The organism is Myxococcus sp. CA039A, from assembly GCF_013336645.1.
Lineage (GTDB): Bacteria > Myxococcota > Myxococcia > Myxococcales > Myxococcaceae > Myxococcus > Myxococcus llanfairpwllgwyngyllgogerychwyrndrobwllllantysiliogogogochensis.
This window is the reverse complement of the sequence record NZ_JABUMQ010000017.1, coordinates 1-14,949: the sequence shown is the minus strand read 5'-3', so window position 1 is coordinate 14,949 and position 14,949 is coordinate 1. Positions and strand designations below refer to the sequence as shown.

Here is a 14,949-nt window from a genome sequence, read left to right as displayed (position 1 = left end):
ACTGTGTCGTTGACAGTGGGACTGGGTACTGACTTTGGTTACCGGTCCACTTGACCGATTCCTCAATCAACAAGATTCAGGGAATTGAGTGATGTATGGTTCCCCGCGCCACGTCACCCACATCCAAGCAATCCGGACAGGCAGCGGTGGAAGCGGCTTTGACGCTCCCGCTGGTCGTGTTCCTGGTGTTGGGGACGCTGCAGCTCTTCATGATGCTGCAGGCGCGCATCCTCGCGCAGGTGGCGGTGTACCGGGCGGTGCGGGCGGGCAGCCTCAATCACGGTGACTGCCTGCCGATGATGCACGCGGCGATGGTGACGATGCTGCCGTCCATCGTCCGCACGGACAGCCCCCAGATTCTGGCGGACGCGTTCCGGATGCGGCGGGACAACGAGTACCGGGTGATGAGCTCCTACGGGAACCTCTTCAACGGGCCCATGGTGGAGATTGTCCGCGACTCGCCGGACCCCGCGTGGGTGAACGCGCTCGCGGGCAACGAGGACTTGCTCTTCGACCAGCCCACGGACAACGACGCGGCGCTCGACAACCGCACGTTGGAGATCCGCATGGTGGCCTGGTACTACATGCGCATCCCCTTCGCGAACTGGGTGATGAGCCGGATGTTCCTGGCCCACTTCGGGTTGCGAAACTACACGGCCACCAATCCGCTGATGCCGGCGCAGAAGCGCTCGGACTGGTGGAACGACGAGGCGCCGCCGCTCGGGCCGAATGACTGGCCGGGTGGCGCGCTGGACGAGCGCATGGTGACGTGGAGCAACCGGGGACACTTCGTCTTCCCCATCCAGGTCCACGCGGCGATGCGGATGATGACGCCAGTGATGGCCGACAACTTCTCGCGAGGTGCCGAATGTCCCGTTACCGGCTTCTGAAGACCTCGCGAGGGCAGGCCCTCGTGCTGTTCGCGCTGACGCTGCTCTTGCTCGCGCTGATGGTGCTGATGACGCTGGGCTTCGGCATGCGCGCCAAGGAGCGCGTCGAAATCCAGATGGCCGCGGACGCGGCGGCGTACAGCCAGGCGGTGGCGACGGCGCGCACGTTCAACGCGATTTCGGTGATGAACCGCGCGCAGGTGGCCCACATGGTGGCCATGGCCGGCACGCAGGCGCTCATCAGCCGCAGCAGCCAGGTCTACGCGGCCCACCTGGTCTGCACGCCCGTCTTCACGCCGGTGGTGTGGGAGCTGATGGACAAGGCCGCCGCCACGCAGGTGAAGGTGCTCCAGGGCAGCGCGGGCAACCTCTACCGCGCGGGGCTGAACATCTACAGCCACCTGCTGCGCGAGCACATCTCCGAGCAGCGGCTCGCGCTGCGCATCGCCCGGGGCGCCAACGCGGAGCTGGAGGCCACGCCGGATGGCTCGGGCAAGAGCTTCTCGGAGCTCAACGGCGACGACGCGGTGCCCAACCACGAAGACCTGATGAACGCGGTACGACGCGGCGGTGGCGGGTGTGGCAGTGGCGCGGTGTGCGCGGTGGGCGGCAGCACGTCGGCGCACCTCAACGCCACCATGGGCAGCCTGGGTTGGACGTGGGTGCACAACCGGCCCACGGGCGGCGCGGGGTTTGGCACGGGCGGGGCCGCGCGGTCCGCGGCCTTCCGGCGCTACAGCGCGTCGGCGGAGATGGACCCTTCGACGTACACCACCGTGTCGGGCCGCAACTCCTCGGGGCATGACCATGCGACCGCCATCCTGCCCACGCGGTGTGCCAGCAACCCGCCCCCCATTCCGGTGCCGGTGACGGATGCGTGGGTGATGTCCGACGAGCAGCAGACGCCCGAGGACCAGCACGTGTATGGCCTGCGCCTGCCGCCCGGTCAGGCGCCGGAGGCCGGCGAGCCGCTGTTCGAGCGGCACACGCTGGGCGCCTGTGTTTCCTGCCCGGGCATCTGGCCGTTCGCCATGGGCTACAACGTGGACTCGCTGCAGCGGGGCGCGGGCAACCACTATGGGCAGCCGAAGCTGTACTCGGTGCTGCACCGTGACTACGGCAGCGACGCGCGGCGGCGGAGCCCGGACCCGTGGAACCTCTTCTTCCGGTTCAAGTTCTCCGCGGAGAACACGACGGAGTTCGACAACGCCATTCCGCTGGGGCGCTCGCGTCCCACGGGGCGTGAGAGCGTGCAGCGCAACCAGGTCGCGTTGTCGGCGGGCATCGTCTACTACCACCGGCCGCGCGCGGCGGGGCAGGGGGGTGGATGGCGTGAGCCGCCGAACTTCCTCAACCCGTTCTGGCGCGCCACGTTGGTGAGTCCGGAGGGCTCCACGGATGACAGGCCCGCGGCGAGCCTGGAAGCGGCGGGCTTCGCCGAGCACGGGCGGGTGTTGAGGGAGCTGGAGCAGGCGGGGTATCGCGGCGGCAGCCGGCGGGGAGCGGGGTACTGACATGCGCTCGCGAGCGGCACGAGGACAGTCCCTCGTCGAGACGTCGCTGGGTTTGATGGTGTTCATCACCATCCTCCTGTTCGGCATCTACTTCGCGGAGGTGGGGGCGCTGACGTTGAAGGTGCAGGAGGCCGCGAACTTCGCGATGTGGAACGCGACGGGCCGTGTGATGCACGACCCGGAGGACCGCGAGTGGCAGCGCCCCTCGGCGGTGACGGGGGCCCTGGCGGAGGCGAACGGCCGCTACGTGGACTACGACGGCCGCAGCCGTATGGATGGCGCGGGTGGAGTGCCGCTCCAGTTGGCGATTGCGCGCGCGCAGCCCATCCGGGTGGACTGTGAGGCGGAGCTGCCCGACGGGGTGCCCACGCTGAGGCCGGCGGATGCACAGGGGCCGCTGGCGTCCATGCGGGTGTTGTCGCCGGGGATGCGGTGCACGGCGTCCACGCAGCTTCGCGCCGAGCGCATCGGTCGCTTCATGGAGCCGAGCTTCTTCCAGGCGTCGCAGCGGCGCGCGGCGGCGACCTTCCGGGTGTGCGCTGCGGGGCGTGCGACGGGTGGCGAGTGCCGGGGGCGGTTTGGCTTGTTCCTGGATGACTGGGGCCTGTCGACGGTGGATGAGGGACGGGCCTGTCCGCTGAGCATGAACAGTGGGGCGGTCTGCGGCAATCGGGACTACTACCTCTGGGCGGAGCGTGTGTACCGCACGAATGGTGGAGGCGGTGGGGCGGGGTCGGCGCTCGCGGCGCTGGTGGGCTCGGAGTCGGTGAACGAGGACCAGTTCTTCATGAGCTTCCGGGGCGAGGAGGACCGCTACCAGGAGAACATCGGTGGGACGCACGCGGGTGGCCAGTCGGTCTGGGAGACGACGCCCTTCAGTGCGCCGAACCTGAATCGCCCGTACAACGTGGCCCGGCAGAACCGGTGGCTGGGCGGAGTGCGGGTGCGGTGAGGTCCGTGTTCGCCGCGCTGGTGCTGCTGAGCGTGGCCGCCGTGCATGCCGCGCCCGTGAACTCCAAGCCGGAGGAGGGCGCGAGCACCGCGTCCGCGAGTCCGAAGGTTGAAGCTGGTGCGAAGGCCGCGAAGGCTGGCTCCTCGCCCGCGCGCCCGACGGTGGAGACAGGTGCGGGCGCAACGAAGTCGAGCGCTGCATCCGCGAGTCCGAAGCTTGAGGCCGGTGCGAACGCCGCGAAGGCGGGCTCCTCGCCCGCGCGCCCGACGTTGGAGGCAGGCGCGAGTGCGGCGAAGTCGAGCACTGCATCCGCGAGTCCGAAGGTTGAGGCAGGCGCGAGCTCCGCGACGAAGCCCGGCTCCGTGCCCACGAGCCCCAAGTCTGGAGCCGGCCCGAGCAGCGCACCCACGGGCGCGCCATCGCCGGACAGCGCGCCCCGCTTCGCCTGGCCGTCGATGCGCGTCCTGGAACAGGTGGACGCGAGTGAAGTGGTGGAAGCGGGCGGCGTGCCGGTGGTGCTTCGCGCGGTGGTGGTGAAGGAGCGCGCGGAAGACCTCATCCAGCGCTTCGCGGATGCCTTCCGTGCCGGCGGCCTCCATGTCCCTCCAGGCGCCGAGCAACCCCAGCTCGCGAGCGGCGCGGCCATGCTCACCGCCATCGACATGTACCGGGGCATCACCTTCACCGTCATCCTCCAGCCACAGGATGTCGGCGTCACGCTCGTCTACCTGGGCGAGGCCAACCACACCCTGCGCCGTGAACCAGGCACCGAGGGCGACGTCGCGTCACTGCCCCCAGGGGCCCGACAGGTCTTGCGCGTGAATGACGAGGGCTCGAGGACGCTGTCCTTCCTCGTTCCCATGTCCGCGGGCGAAGTGGATGCCTTCTACGCCCAGGCGCTGCGCCGCGACGGTTGGCGCCGCGAGGACGGCGACATGACGGTGTACACGCGCTCGGGCGAAGAGCTGCGCATCGTGCACGAGCCCGCGGAGGGCGGTCTGCGCTCCGTCGTGCTCGTCCACCGGGGCCGCTCCCCCGCGCGGTAGTGACGGCCCACCCCGAGCCCTCAGTGCCCCGCGTGCGCGTGAAGCGCCACCGCGTTCCCCTCGGTGTCCTGGAACACCGCGAACGACCCCAGGGCCCCGATGGACGTCTTCTCCACCAGCACCTTGCCTCCCGCCTGGGCGACACGGCGGATGGCGCCATCCAAATCGGAGCCCGCGTCCAGGAACACCCGGCTCCCCTCCAGCGAGGGACGCATGTGCGGCGAGTGGATGAGCGCTCCCGTCACATCCCCCTCCTGCTTCCGGGTGAAGACGGCGATGCGCGTGCCGTGGAAGTCCTCCACCTTCAGCGTGGTGGACAGGACGGACTCGTAGAAGCGCGTGGCGCGCGCCAGGTCGACGACGGGAATCTCGAACCAGTTCAGTCGGTGGGCCATGACAGGTCTCCAGCTCGGCGGAAGTGCCGATGGGAGTCACCATGACCTCTGTTCCTGTCAGCCTTGTGTCAGGTTTGTTGCTCGCGACGGCGCGGCGTCCAACGCCCGCTCGCGGCCTCCTGCTTCAGGCGCGCAGCTTCTCGCGCAGCGTCTTGGCGCGGCCCTGCATGTCGGGGTCCATGCTGGTCAGCTCCACCGACTTCAGCCGCTGGTCCAGACTCTGCGGCACCTTCTTCGGCAGCTTGCCCTCTTCGGCCAGTCCCTCCAGCCGGGCCAGCGCCTTGTCGACGATGCGCTCGCGCGGATGGTCCAACAGGCTGTCGAGGAAGTACGCGTCCTCGGGCAGCTCCGGGTACTTCTCCAGGTAGTCCACCACGGCCTTCACCCAGTCGGCGCGCGTCTCGGACTCCGTGACTTTTTGCATGGCCTGCTTCTGGGCCTTGCGCTTGCCCTCTGGGTCGAACGTCTTCGCCAGTCCCTCGGGAAGCTCGCCGCCGGTGAAGAGCGCATCCGCGGCGGTCTTGTACTTCTGGTAGCTCGCGCTGCGCTCAATCTTCTGCTGCGCGGGGTCATCCTGGCGGGAGTGGTACTTGCTGCCCTTGGCGCGCCCCGCGTCGATTTCTCGCCACGTCTTGTCGCGCTTCCCGGAGAAGCCGCCGCCGCCGTTGTCGTCCCTGTCCTTGGCCATCCTTCATCTCCCCTTGCGTGCGCCCCAGAGCGCCGCGAGTCCGCTTTGGACGAGGGTGCGCACCGCCTCCAGCTCCTGTGCGGTCAGGGGCTGCTCCTCGTCCTGCTCCGCCTCGAAGAGCGCCTCGTCCGCATACGTCCGCAGGGACTGGGGCACCGGTGGAGCCGTCGTGTCCGCCACCAGCGCCGCCGAGCGCACCGAAGCGACTCCCGGCGACCACCCCAGCTCCAGCATGGCGTACAGCTCGAAGAGCAGGTGGCGGGCGACTCCGTATCCTTCGTCCGTGAGCCCCGCGGCGTCAAGCGCGCCCAGCAAGGCATCCTGCCGGTTCTCGAAGGAGTGCATCAGCCGCGTGCGCGCCTTCTCGTCGTCCTCCAGGTAACGCCAGGCCGCCTCGACGAATTCGCCCGTGGGCTCGTCCGGGTGGAAGGCTTGCGGCAGGGGAGCCTTGACCTTCTTCGGCCGGGGCGGCCGGGGGCCGTCCTCCAGGCGCACCGCGCGCCCCTCTTCCACCAGGTCCCAGAGGCCCAGCAGGTTCTGGTACAGCAGCCGGGCGATGTCGGGCGAGGGGAAGCGCGGCTCCTCCTCGAACAGCCCGGGGATGACGTCGCTGTGCGGGCGCCCCTCGGCGTGGGCCGCCTGCATGCGGGCGAGCACCTCCGCGGTGTCGCAGGGGCTGCCGGACACCTCCAGCAGTCCGTCGAGTGTCTGCGCGCCCTCGAACTCGCGCGTGAAATCGGCACCTCTGTCCTTGGAGCGGCTCATGGCGGCGGGGACGCTTACCCCGGCGGACAGCCGAGCGCACGCGGCATCAGTGCTCCTCGGGCCACTCGCCCATCAGCGCGTCCTGGCGCTCCTTGGGATTGGAGGTCCACTCGAAGTCCTCCGGGACGTAGCCGCCGCCGTGCTGGCGTTCGCCGTCCCAGCTCACCTGCGCGGTGAGGAAGTGTTCGTCCGGCTCACCCGTCACCTCGGCGCGGTTGCCGGGAACGGTGAAGGGGGTGTCCAGGGGTTCGTCGGGGATGATGATGGCCATGGTGGGGCTCCGCGCGGAGGCGCTCTGACGCCAGATGTCCGCTGGCGCACGCGCCCGGTGCTTCGTCGTTCAACCTGGGCAGGCGGACGCGGACACGGGAGCGGGTGGGAGCGAGCGGGCGTGGGCACGGCCGCCTTCCGTTTCCGACCCGACGCCCCTAGTCTCCGGCTCCTGATGGCCGAGTCCTCGCCCGAGACGTTGAAGACCGCGGTGCAAGCACTCTCCCGCGTTCACGCGGTGGAGGGCCCGCCGGGAGAGAATGGCCTGCGCACCGTCTGGCACATGGGCACCGACGGCGCGGAGCTGATGTCCCAGGTGGACTCGGACGGCCGGGTGCGGCGGCAGGAGCTGACGCTGCTGGAGGACCACTACATGTGGGCCAGCGGCGAGGGCGTGCGCACCGGCCGCGTGGAGTCCGAAGGTGAGCGCGCCCGTCCCGCGGCGGCCGTGGTGAAGGCGGACCCTCAACTGGTTCCCCACCGGTTGGTGCGAGCCGCCCAGGCGATGGGCACGTACACCGGGCAGGACCGCTACATCCTGCACATGCAGCGCGTGCTGGCGCTGGCCCGCGAGGGGCTGGAGATGGCGGGTGCGGGCATCATCCTGCGCGAGGCGCAGCGTCCGTCGGAGCCCACGCTGCCCTCGCTGGAGGCGCCGTCACCCGCGCCCGCCCTCGCGCCGGCGGCTCCCCTGCGATACGTGCATGGCGCGCCTCACCCTGAGGAGGTGACGCCGCCGGAAGCTCGTGGCTCCGAGGGGGTCATCATGCTCGTCGTGTTCGGCGTGGGCGTGGTGGCCGGAGTCCTGTTGCTCATCTGGCTGCTCTGAGCCGGAGCGACGTCGAGCCCCAGCAGCCGCAGCATGTCCAGCGTGGTGGGCACCGCGCCCCGGTTCCGGGGCAGGGTGATGTGCGCGTTCTCGGCCACGGATTGCACCGGGTGCACATCCATCACCAGCAGGGCCGTCACGGCGGCCGCGGGCACCAGCCGGGGGGCCCAGCGAGGCGTGGGACGTGAGGCCTCGCGGCCACTGCCTCGCGCCACCAGCATGATGCCCAGCACCGCCAATACCGACGTGCACAACCAGCGCACCTCACGCAGTCGCGTGGCCGCCTCCATGCCCGTGGCCACCCACTCCTCACGCGCCGACTCGGGCACCTGTCCCAGCCCGGTGAGCATCTCGAGGAAGTGACGCGCCTCCAGCGCGCCCACCACCGCCACCGAGCCCAGCGCCGCCGTCACCCCGCTGGCGAGCAGCAGTCCCCGGCCGCGCCTGCGCCCTCCGGCTGCCTCCGCGCACGACGGACCAAAGCGCGCCAGCGCGAGCCCCAGCGCGAGCCCCAGGAGCAGCGCGGCGCTCGTCCACGCACCCAGCAGCCGGGGCGCCATGGCGTGGCCGGTGCTCGTCGCGACGTCCAGCACCGTGGCCTGGGTGGACAGGCGCGTCAGGCCGGACATGGCGCGGCCCACCAGGACCTCCGTGCCCAGCAGCCCCACCATCCACGGGAGGGTGGCCATGCCCAACATGACGGCGAGCGGCACACGCCGCCCCAGCCCCGTGCCGGCCAGCGCGAGCGACAGCAGGGGCAACTCAATGAGTAGGGCCAACGCCACCACGGCGGCGAAGGGACCGGCGGCATCCACCGTGCCCGCAAGGGCCTCGGGACCGTGCAGCAGGGGTGCGAGCGTGAAGCACCACAGGAACACGGTAACGGGCACGGACGAGGCCACCGAGAGCCCGGGCATGAAGCGGAGCCGCAGAGTAACAAGCATTCCAGGAGAGACTAGTCTCTCCGGGTAATTCTTGGAATTCAGACTGGGGGACGACCGACCAGCCAGTAGACGACGCTGGAGAGGGCTCCGGCGACAGGAGACACGAGCACACCCAGCAGGTAGAGGCCGGGACAGTCGCCTTCGGTGCAGCCGATGCGGCTGTAGGCGAGGGCGCCGGCGAGCAGCAGCGGGACGTGCATGCCGATGAGGAAGATGCCGGCGCCGCGCACGACGAGCCCCCGGTACCAGGTGCGTGTCCACAATCGGAAGACGATGGGGACCAGGACCAGGGTGCCGGTGGCCGCGGCGGCGAGCGCGAGGTGGCGCGCGGACACGGCCACACACGCTAGGGCCGCGAGGGCCAGCGCGGGCACGAGCAGCAACGCGTTGAGGGACAAGGGCTCCCGATGACGCATCAGACAGGGGAACGCTGGCAGAGCCCGCGTGTGCAGGCAAGCGGCGCGGTGGGGGAATGTCCCCGGGTCCGCTTCCGCCAGGCCCGCGCGGTCGCCATCAACGTCTGAGTGGACGAGAACCCGTCGTGCCGCCGCCGTCGCTACGCCGCGACGGCGCCTTCACCCAGCAGCCGCAGGTAGCGGCCCCGCAGCGCGAGCAGCTCCGCGTGCGTGCCTGACTCCACCACGCGGCCTTCCTCCACCACGGCAATCACATCCGCGTCGCGCACGGTGGACAGCCGATGTGCAATCACCAGCACCGTGCGGCCGCGCATCAGCGTCTCCAGCCCCGCGCCTACCGCCGCCTCGCTCGCCGCGTCCAGCGCGCTGGTGGGCTCGTCCAGCAGCAGCACCGACGGCTTGCACAGGAACGCGCGCGCCAGCGCCAGCCGCTGCCGTTGCCCGCCCGACAGCCGGCTGCCTCGCTCGCCCACGGACTCGTCGAGCCCTCCAGGCAGCGCGCGCACGAAGTCCTCCGCGTGCGCCAGCGCGAGCGCCTCCCACAACTCCGCGTCCGTCGCTTCGGGCCGGCCCAGCCGCAGGTTGTGGCGCACCGTGCCGGAGAACAGCACCGGCTCCTGCGGCACCCACGCCACCTGTCCGCGCACGCTCGACGGCTTCAGAGACTCCAGCGGCGCGCCGTCCCACAGCACCCGTCCGCCCGACGACGGCAAAAACCCCAGCAGCACGGAGAACAGCGTCGTCTTCCCGGCGCCCGACGGCCCCACCAGCGCCACGCGCTTGCCCGCGGGCACCACCAGGTCCACGCCCCGCAGCGCCTCGCGCCCGTCCTGATACGTGGCCTTCACGCCCTCCAGCACCAGCGCCTGCGACAGCGGATGGGCCGCATCCCCCGTGTCCGGAGGCGAGGGCTCATCCGCGATGGCGAACAGCCGCTCCGCCGCCGCCAGCCCCGTGAGCACCTGGGACAGCGTGCCGCTCAGGGATTTGATCGGCTGATACAACAGCAACGCAGCTGCGAGAAAGGACAAGAGCCGTCCCGCGAGCTCGGGGTCCGCGGACACCGCGCGCGCGCCCCACGCCACCGCCATGGCCACGCCGGCGATTCCGAGCAGCTCCACCGTGGGGCTCACCGCGCCGCGCAGGAACAGCGAGCGGCGCATCTCGCCCAGGTACTTGTCCGCCTCCACGTCGAAGGACTCGAGCGCGCGTGCCTGCCCGCCGTAGGCCTGCACCACTGGCAGGTTCTGCAGCTGCTCGGCCGTCAGCGACGTCAGCGCGCCCAGGCTCTGCAGCGAGCGGGCGGCGACCTTCTTCAGCGAGCGGGCGAAGCGATTGATGGGCAGCACGGTCACCGGCACCACGATGAACGTGAAGAGGAAAAGCTTCGCGTCGATGAGGAAGCACGTCGCCAGCAGGGCCACCGCTTGCAGCCCATCCTTCACGTACGATGACAACGCCTGCGTTATCGAGAACTCCACCAACGGCACGTCCGACGTGAAGCGAGACAACAGCTCACCGGAGTGTCGCCGCTCGAAGAACGCGGGCGGCTGGCCGAGCAGTCGCCCGTAGAGAAAACCGCGCAGGTCCGCCATGACACGCTGGCCCAGCCGCTGCATAAGGCCACCCTGGAGGAACTGGGCCAGGGCCTTCACCAGCGCGAGCGCCACCACCACCAGCGGCAATCGCCGCAACAACACGTCGCCAGGCAGCGACACCCCGGCCACGGTGACGGGCTGGTCCGTGAGCACCGCGCGCAACAGCGGCCCGACGACCCAGGCATACGCGGAGGTCGCCGCGGCGGCGGCGAGTGACGCGCAGACACCCGCCGCCAGCAGCCGGCGGTAGGGGCGCAGGTAGCCGAGGAGTCGGCGGTAGACGTGTGGGGAGGGACGAGGAGCCACTGTTTGGCGGCGGACTCTGTCACCGAGTCGCCAAGAGGTCCAAGTCTAGAGGGACGTGAAACGTCGTGCCTTGCCGCCTGCTTTCCCACCAGCCGTCATCAGCAGGCAGGCCCGTTCCGTTGCCCCCCTCCGTCCCTGCGGACAGGTTCAGGGGAGCCATGGACACCAATAACGAAAAAGAGGTCCTTTTCAATCCGGGCTGCGAGCCGGTGGTTGAAGACGAGGAGCGTCGCCGGCTCCTGTGGCTCATGGCCGAGTACTTCCGCACCATCGGGTACACGGACATCAAGGCCCGTCTCCCTGGATTCATGCCGCCTCCCATCCTGTCGGGCACCATCGAGGACGCACGTCCCGACTTCACCTGCCGCCAGTCCGACTCGGCGCGCACGCCCATCATCCTGGAGATTGTCACCCCGGGCATGGTGGACGAGCCGACCGCGGAGAACCGGTGGAGCCTGCTGGCCAGCGCCGCCAAGCTCTACAACGCGGAGCTGCACTTCGTGGTGCCCAAGTGGGCGTCCAACGGAGCGGTGGATCCGGCGCTCAAACGCAGGCTGGCCCGGATGGAGCTGACCGCCAACCGCGTGTGGACCGTCTAGTCCTCCCGCCCCTACCCTGACCGCCCCGTCTCTCTTCAAGCCGCCCGGTGGCCTCCATGGCCCCCGGGCGGCCTTGGTTTTGCCCCTTGGATTGCTGGCGCGTTCCGCTGCGTTATAGTGACTCAGAGTTTTTCGCGGCGTCAAAAAGTCCAGCAAATTCCAGGGGTTGAAGCGAATGCCAGCAGCGGCGGCCGGTCAGAAACGCGACTATTACGAGATCCTGGGCGTCCAGAAGACCGTCTCCGCGCAGGAGCTGAAGAGCGCGTTTCGCAAAGTGGCGCTCCAGTACCATCCGGATCGCAACCCGGGAAACAACGAGGCCGAGGAGAAGTTCAAGGAAGCCTCGGAAGCCTACGAAGTGCTCAGCGACCCTGACCGGCGGGCGAAGTACGACCGCTTCGGGCACTCGGGCAACCCGTTCGAGGGCTTTGGTGGCGCCGGCGGTGGGTTCCAGGGCGTCAACATCAACGACATCTTCGGCGAGATTTTCGGCGACATCTTCGGCGGTGGCCGGGGGGGTGGGCGCCGCACCAGCTCGCGTGGCGCGGACCTGCGCTACAACCTGGAAATCACCTTCGAGGAGGCCGCGTTCGGCAGCCGTCCCAAGGTGACGATTCCGCGGCCGAAGAAGTGTGAGACGTGCACGGGCTCGGGCAGCAAGAGCGGCGCGGGTCCTCGCGCGTGTGGAACGTGCGGCGGCAGCGGAGAGCTGCGCTACACGCAGGGCTTCTTCGCGGTGTCGCGTCCCTGTGGGGACTGCGGCGGCACGGGCGCGGTGGTGCCGGACCCCTGCGCGCGCTGCAAGGGCTCCGGGAAGACGCCTTCCGAAGAGGTGATTGAGGTCGCCATCCCCGCGGGCGTGGACAACGGCACGCGGGTGCGGCTGACGGGCATGGGCGAGCCGGGAGACCGGGGCGGCCCCGCCGGAGACCTCTACGTCACCGTCATCGTCAAGGAGCACCCGCTCTTCCAGCGCGAGGAGTACGAGGTCTTCTGCGAGGTGCCCATCTCCTTCACCCACGCGGCGCTGGGCGCGAAGATCGACGTCCCCACGCTCGACGGGAAGGTGAAGATGACCATCCCCGCGGGCACCCAGTCCGGGAAGGTCTTCCGGCTCAAGAGCAAGGGCATCCCCCACCTGCACAGCCAGCAGCGGGGAGATCAGCACGTGCGCGTCGTCGTGGAGACGCCCACGGAGCTGTCCTCCAAGCAGCGCGAGCTCCTGGAGAAGCTCGCGGAGCTGTCCGGTGAGGAGTCCCATCCGCAGTCCAAGAGCTTCTTCGCCAAGGTGAAGGAGCTGTTTGGCTGAGCGAAGCCGCGGTGCGTAGGTGAGCCACGGCCGGCCGCTCGCCCTGGGAGCAGGGCCTGGGCCGGCGCGTCGTGGCCCTGGGGCCGCGTGCGTGTGGCCCTGGCGCCGCGCCAACGTGAGGAAGTCAACGTCCAGGGGCCGTGGGCGGTCGGGCACGAGGGGTGCACAGCGGGAGGGGTTCCACGCGGAATCTTCTCCCCGCTCCGTTGTCGACGGAGGCGCATCGCCGCTGCTATGCACCCCACTGCCATGGAAGTCCTGCCCACCTTGCGCCGCTCGCTCCTCGTCGCGCTGGCCCTGCTGCTGACGGCCTGTCCTCGACCCTCACGCACCCCGCCTGCCGGTGGCGACACGGGAGAGGATGTCCCCACGGGAGATCCGTTCCCCAAGCGGCCCGCCGTCGAGGCGAGGAAGGACGCGACCGCGGACGCGGTGCTCGCCCAGGCGAGGCAGACGGCCCAGGCCACGCCCGACAAGAAGAAGGCCGCCGAGGCCTACCTGTCCGTGCGCAAGGCGTACCCCGCGACGACGGCGGGCCAGGACGCGCTCTACCAGGCCGGCGTCCTCTTCTTCGAGTCGAAGGACTACGTCAACGCGCGCAAGTCCTTCAACGAGCTGCTCTTCGAGAACCCCCTCTACAACCAGGCCGAGGACGCCAAGCGCAAGCTGGCGCTGTCCGCCATGGAGGTGGGCGCCTACCGCGACGCGTACCAGACGCTGTCCAGCCTCGCCGAGCGCGCCGAGGGCGCCGAGCGTGAGCAGCTCCTGCGCGACGCGGCCCGGGCGGCCGAGGGCGCGGGGCTGTATGGGCAGTCGCTGACGCTGGCGGTGGAGCAGGCGGGGCAGGCGAAGACGCAGCAGGAGCGCGACGCGGCGGTGGCCCGGGTGGAGGCGCTGGTGGAGGGCCGCGCGGACTTCGTGGACATCGCGCGCGTGGCGGAGGGCCTGCCCGCGTCCAACCCGGCGTGGCCCGTGCTCACCTTCAAGCTGGCGCGCGTCTACTACCACCTGCGCGAGTGGACGCGGCTGGAGGAGACGCTCAACCGCTTCCTCGCGGAGGCGCCGCAGAGTCCCTTCGCGCCCCAGGCGCGGGAGCTGCTCGCGCGGGCCACGCGGCGCGTGGAGGCGAAGCCGAAGACGGTGGGCGTGCTCCTGCCCATGACGGGCCGCTACCAGCCCATCGGCGAGGCGGTGCTGCGCGGCATCCAGCTGGGCCTGGAGGGCAGCGACATCGAGCTGGTGGTGAAGGACACGCAGGGCGACGTCAACAAGACGGGCCAGGCGATGGAGCAGCTCGCCTTCGACGACGGCGCCATCGCCGTGCTGGGGCCGCTGCTGGGTGACGACTCCAAGCGCGCGGCGCTGGTGGCCGAGGAGCTCCAGCTTCCGCTGCTCACCATGACGCGCCAGGAAGGCGTCACGGACCTGGGCCCCTACGTGTTCCGCAACATGCTGACGAACGCCGCGCAGGCGGACGCCATCGCGGACTACGCCATCAACGTGAAGGGCTACAAGAAGTTCGCCCTCCTGTACCCGAACATCCCTTACGGAGTGGAGCTGGCGGACTCGTTCTGGGACCAGGTGACGGAGCGCGGCGGAGTCGTGCGGGGCGCGGAGCGCTACTCGCATGACCAGACGACCTTCACCACCGAGGCCAAGAAGCTGGTGGGCCGCTACTACCTGGAGGACCGCGGCGACTACGTCGAGGGCGTGAGGGACTTGCAGGGCGAGAACCTGGACGCCTTCCGTCGCCGCAAGGCGCTGGAGAAGGTGAAGAGTGGCGTGGAGCCCATCATCGACTTCGAGGCCATCTTCATGCCGGACGACTGGCGGCGGGTGAGCCTGGTCGCCCCGGCGCTGGCGGTGGAGGACATCGTCACCAACGCGTGCGACCCGCGCGATTTGGAGCGCATCCGCAAGACGACGGGCAAGAAGGAGCTGAAGACGGTGACGCTCTTCGGCGCCAACCAGTGGAGCAGCCCCAAGGGGCGCTCGGGCCTGCCGGAGCTGATTGAGCGCGGCGGCAAGTTCGTCACCTGCTCGGTGTACGTGGACGGCTTCTTCGTGGACTCGCAGCGGCCGGCGACGCGCACCTTCGTGCGCAAGTACCGGGAGGCCTACAAGCAGGAGACGGGCAAGGACCCGGGGCTCCTGGAGGCCATTGGGTACGACTCCGGGCGCATGCTGCGGCAGCTGGTGGAGAAGAAGGAGGGCGGGCCCCGCACGCGCGCGCAGATGCGTGACGCGCTGTCCAACCTGAAGGACTTCGACGGCGCCACCGGCCGCACCTCGTTCAACGAGAAGCGCGAGGCGGTGAAGCAGCTGTTCCTCTTGTCCATCGACAACAAGGGCGTCACCGAAATCAACGTGGACAAGGAGCGGGAGAAGGCGGCGTCGGGAGGCTCGGGTTCATGAGGCGGACGGCGGG

15 protein-coding genes are annotated in these 14,949 nt (G+C 69.9%); 8 read left to right on the top strand and 7 right to left on the bottom strand.

Features of this window, described 5'->3' with window-relative positions:
- Positions 1-95 precede the first annotated feature (95 nt).
- Genes HR086_RS04380 through HR086_RS04365 form a run of 4 tightly spaced genes read left to right on the top strand, consistent with a single transcriptional unit; the run spans position 96 to position 4,402 of the window.
- Positions 96-890, top strand: coding sequence for a TadE family protein (locus HR086_RS04380; RefSeq protein WP_141641801.1), 795 nt, complete (start codon positions 96-98; stop codon positions 888-890).
- Positions 869-2,404, top strand: coding sequence for a pilus assembly protein (locus HR086_RS04375; RefSeq protein ID WP_174464946.1), 1,536 nt, complete (start codon positions 869-871; stop codon positions 2,402-2,404). Before HR086_RS04380 ends, HR086_RS04375 begins: the two co-directional genes overlap by 22 nt.
- 1 nt (position 2,405) lies before the next feature.
- Positions 2,406-3,356 carry a hypothetical protein gene (locus HR086_RS04370; protein ID WP_174457417.1) on the top strand — a complete coding sequence of 317 codons (951 nt, stop codon included), beginning with the start codon at positions 2,406-2,408 and terminating at the stop codon, positions 3,354-3,356.
- A complete protein-coding gene (locus HR086_RS04365; protein WP_373564257.1) occupies positions 3,353-4,402 on the top strand; it encodes a hypothetical protein in 1,050 nt (349 codons plus the stop codon). The genes HR086_RS04370 and HR086_RS04365 overlap by 4 nt, the downstream gene beginning before the upstream one ends.
- 20 nt (positions 4,403-4,422) lie before the next feature.
- Here the strand turns inward: HR086_RS04365 and HR086_RS04360 are convergent, their stop codons facing one another.
- The 4 genes from HR086_RS04360 to HR086_RS04345 all read right to left on the bottom strand — a co-directional run bounded on the left by HR086_RS04360 (position 4,423) and on the right by HR086_RS04345 (position 6,521).
- The gene (locus HR086_RS04360; RefSeq protein WP_174457416.1) at positions 4,423-4,797 is read right to left on the bottom strand and encodes a VOC family protein; all 375 of its coding nucleotides are present in this window, start codon (positions 4,795-4,797) and stop codon (positions 4,423-4,425) included.
- Positions 4,798-4,921: 124 nt separating this feature from the next.
- Positions 4,922-5,485, bottom strand: a complete 564-nt coding sequence (locus HR086_RS04355; protein WP_141641797.1) for a hypothetical protein — start codon at positions 5,483-5,485, stop codon at positions 4,922-4,924.
- Positions 5,486-5,488: 3 nt separating this feature from the next.
- Positions 5,489-6,250 carry a hypothetical protein gene (locus HR086_RS04350; RefSeq protein ID WP_174457415.1) on the bottom strand — a complete coding sequence of 254 codons (762 nt, stop codon included), beginning with the start codon at positions 6,248-6,250 and terminating at the stop codon, positions 5,489-5,491.
- Between the two features lie 46 nt (positions 6,251-6,296).
- Entirely contained in the window at positions 6,297-6,521 is a 225-nt protein-coding gene (locus HR086_RS04345) for a hypothetical protein (RefSeq protein ID WP_141641795.1), read from the bottom strand.
- A gap of 210 nt (positions 6,522-6,731) precedes the next feature.
- Here HR086_RS04345 and HR086_RS04340 point away from each other — a divergent pair, with 210 nt between their 5' ends.
- On the top strand, positions 6,732-7,349 hold the full coding sequence (locus tag HR086_RS04340) for a hypothetical protein (RefSeq protein ID WP_371746242.1): 618 nt from the start codon (positions 6,732-6,734) through the stop codon (positions 7,347-7,349).
- On the opposite strand, the gene HR086_RS04335 is transcribed toward HR086_RS04340, so the two are convergent.
- From HR086_RS04335 to HR086_RS04325, 3 genes are all read right to left on the bottom strand, one after another.
- Entirely contained in the window at positions 7,235-8,293 is a 1,059-nt protein-coding gene (locus HR086_RS04335) for a hypothetical protein (protein ID WP_174464945.1), read from the bottom strand. The genes HR086_RS04340 and HR086_RS04335 overlap by 115 nt on opposite strands.
- Positions 8,294-8,331: 38 nt before the next feature.
- Complete coding sequence (locus HR086_RS04330) at positions 8,332-8,691, bottom strand: hypothetical protein (RefSeq protein ID WP_246137075.1); 360 nt, start codon at positions 8,689-8,691, stop codon at positions 8,332-8,334.
- A 158-nt stretch (positions 8,692-8,849) separates the two neighbouring features.
- On the bottom strand, positions 8,850-10,613 hold the full coding sequence (locus tag HR086_RS04325) for an ABC transporter ATP-binding protein (protein ID WP_174464944.1): 1,764 nt from the start codon (positions 10,611-10,613) through the stop codon (positions 8,850-8,852).
- A 158-nt stretch (positions 10,614-10,771) separates the two neighbouring features.
- Between HR086_RS04325 and HR086_RS04320 the strand changes: the two genes are divergently transcribed.
- From HR086_RS04320 to HR086_RS04310, 3 genes are all read left to right on the top strand, one after another.
- A complete protein-coding gene (locus HR086_RS04320) occupies positions 10,772-11,212 on the top strand; it encodes a hypothetical protein (protein WP_174457411.1) in 441 nt (146 codons plus the stop codon).
- Positions 11,213-11,387: 175 nt separating this feature from the next.
- Positions 11,388-12,521, top strand: a complete 1,134-nt coding sequence (dnaJ, locus tag HR086_RS04315) for a molecular chaperone DnaJ (RefSeq protein WP_141641789.1) — start codon at positions 11,388-11,390, stop codon at positions 12,519-12,521.
- 249 nt (positions 12,522-12,770) lie between these two features.
- On the top strand, positions 12,771-14,936 hold the full coding sequence (locus HR086_RS04310) for an ABC transporter substrate-binding protein (protein WP_174464943.1): 2,166 nt from the start codon (positions 12,771-12,773) through the stop codon (positions 14,934-14,936).
- The last annotated feature ends 13 nt before the right edge of the window (positions 14,937-14,949 follow it).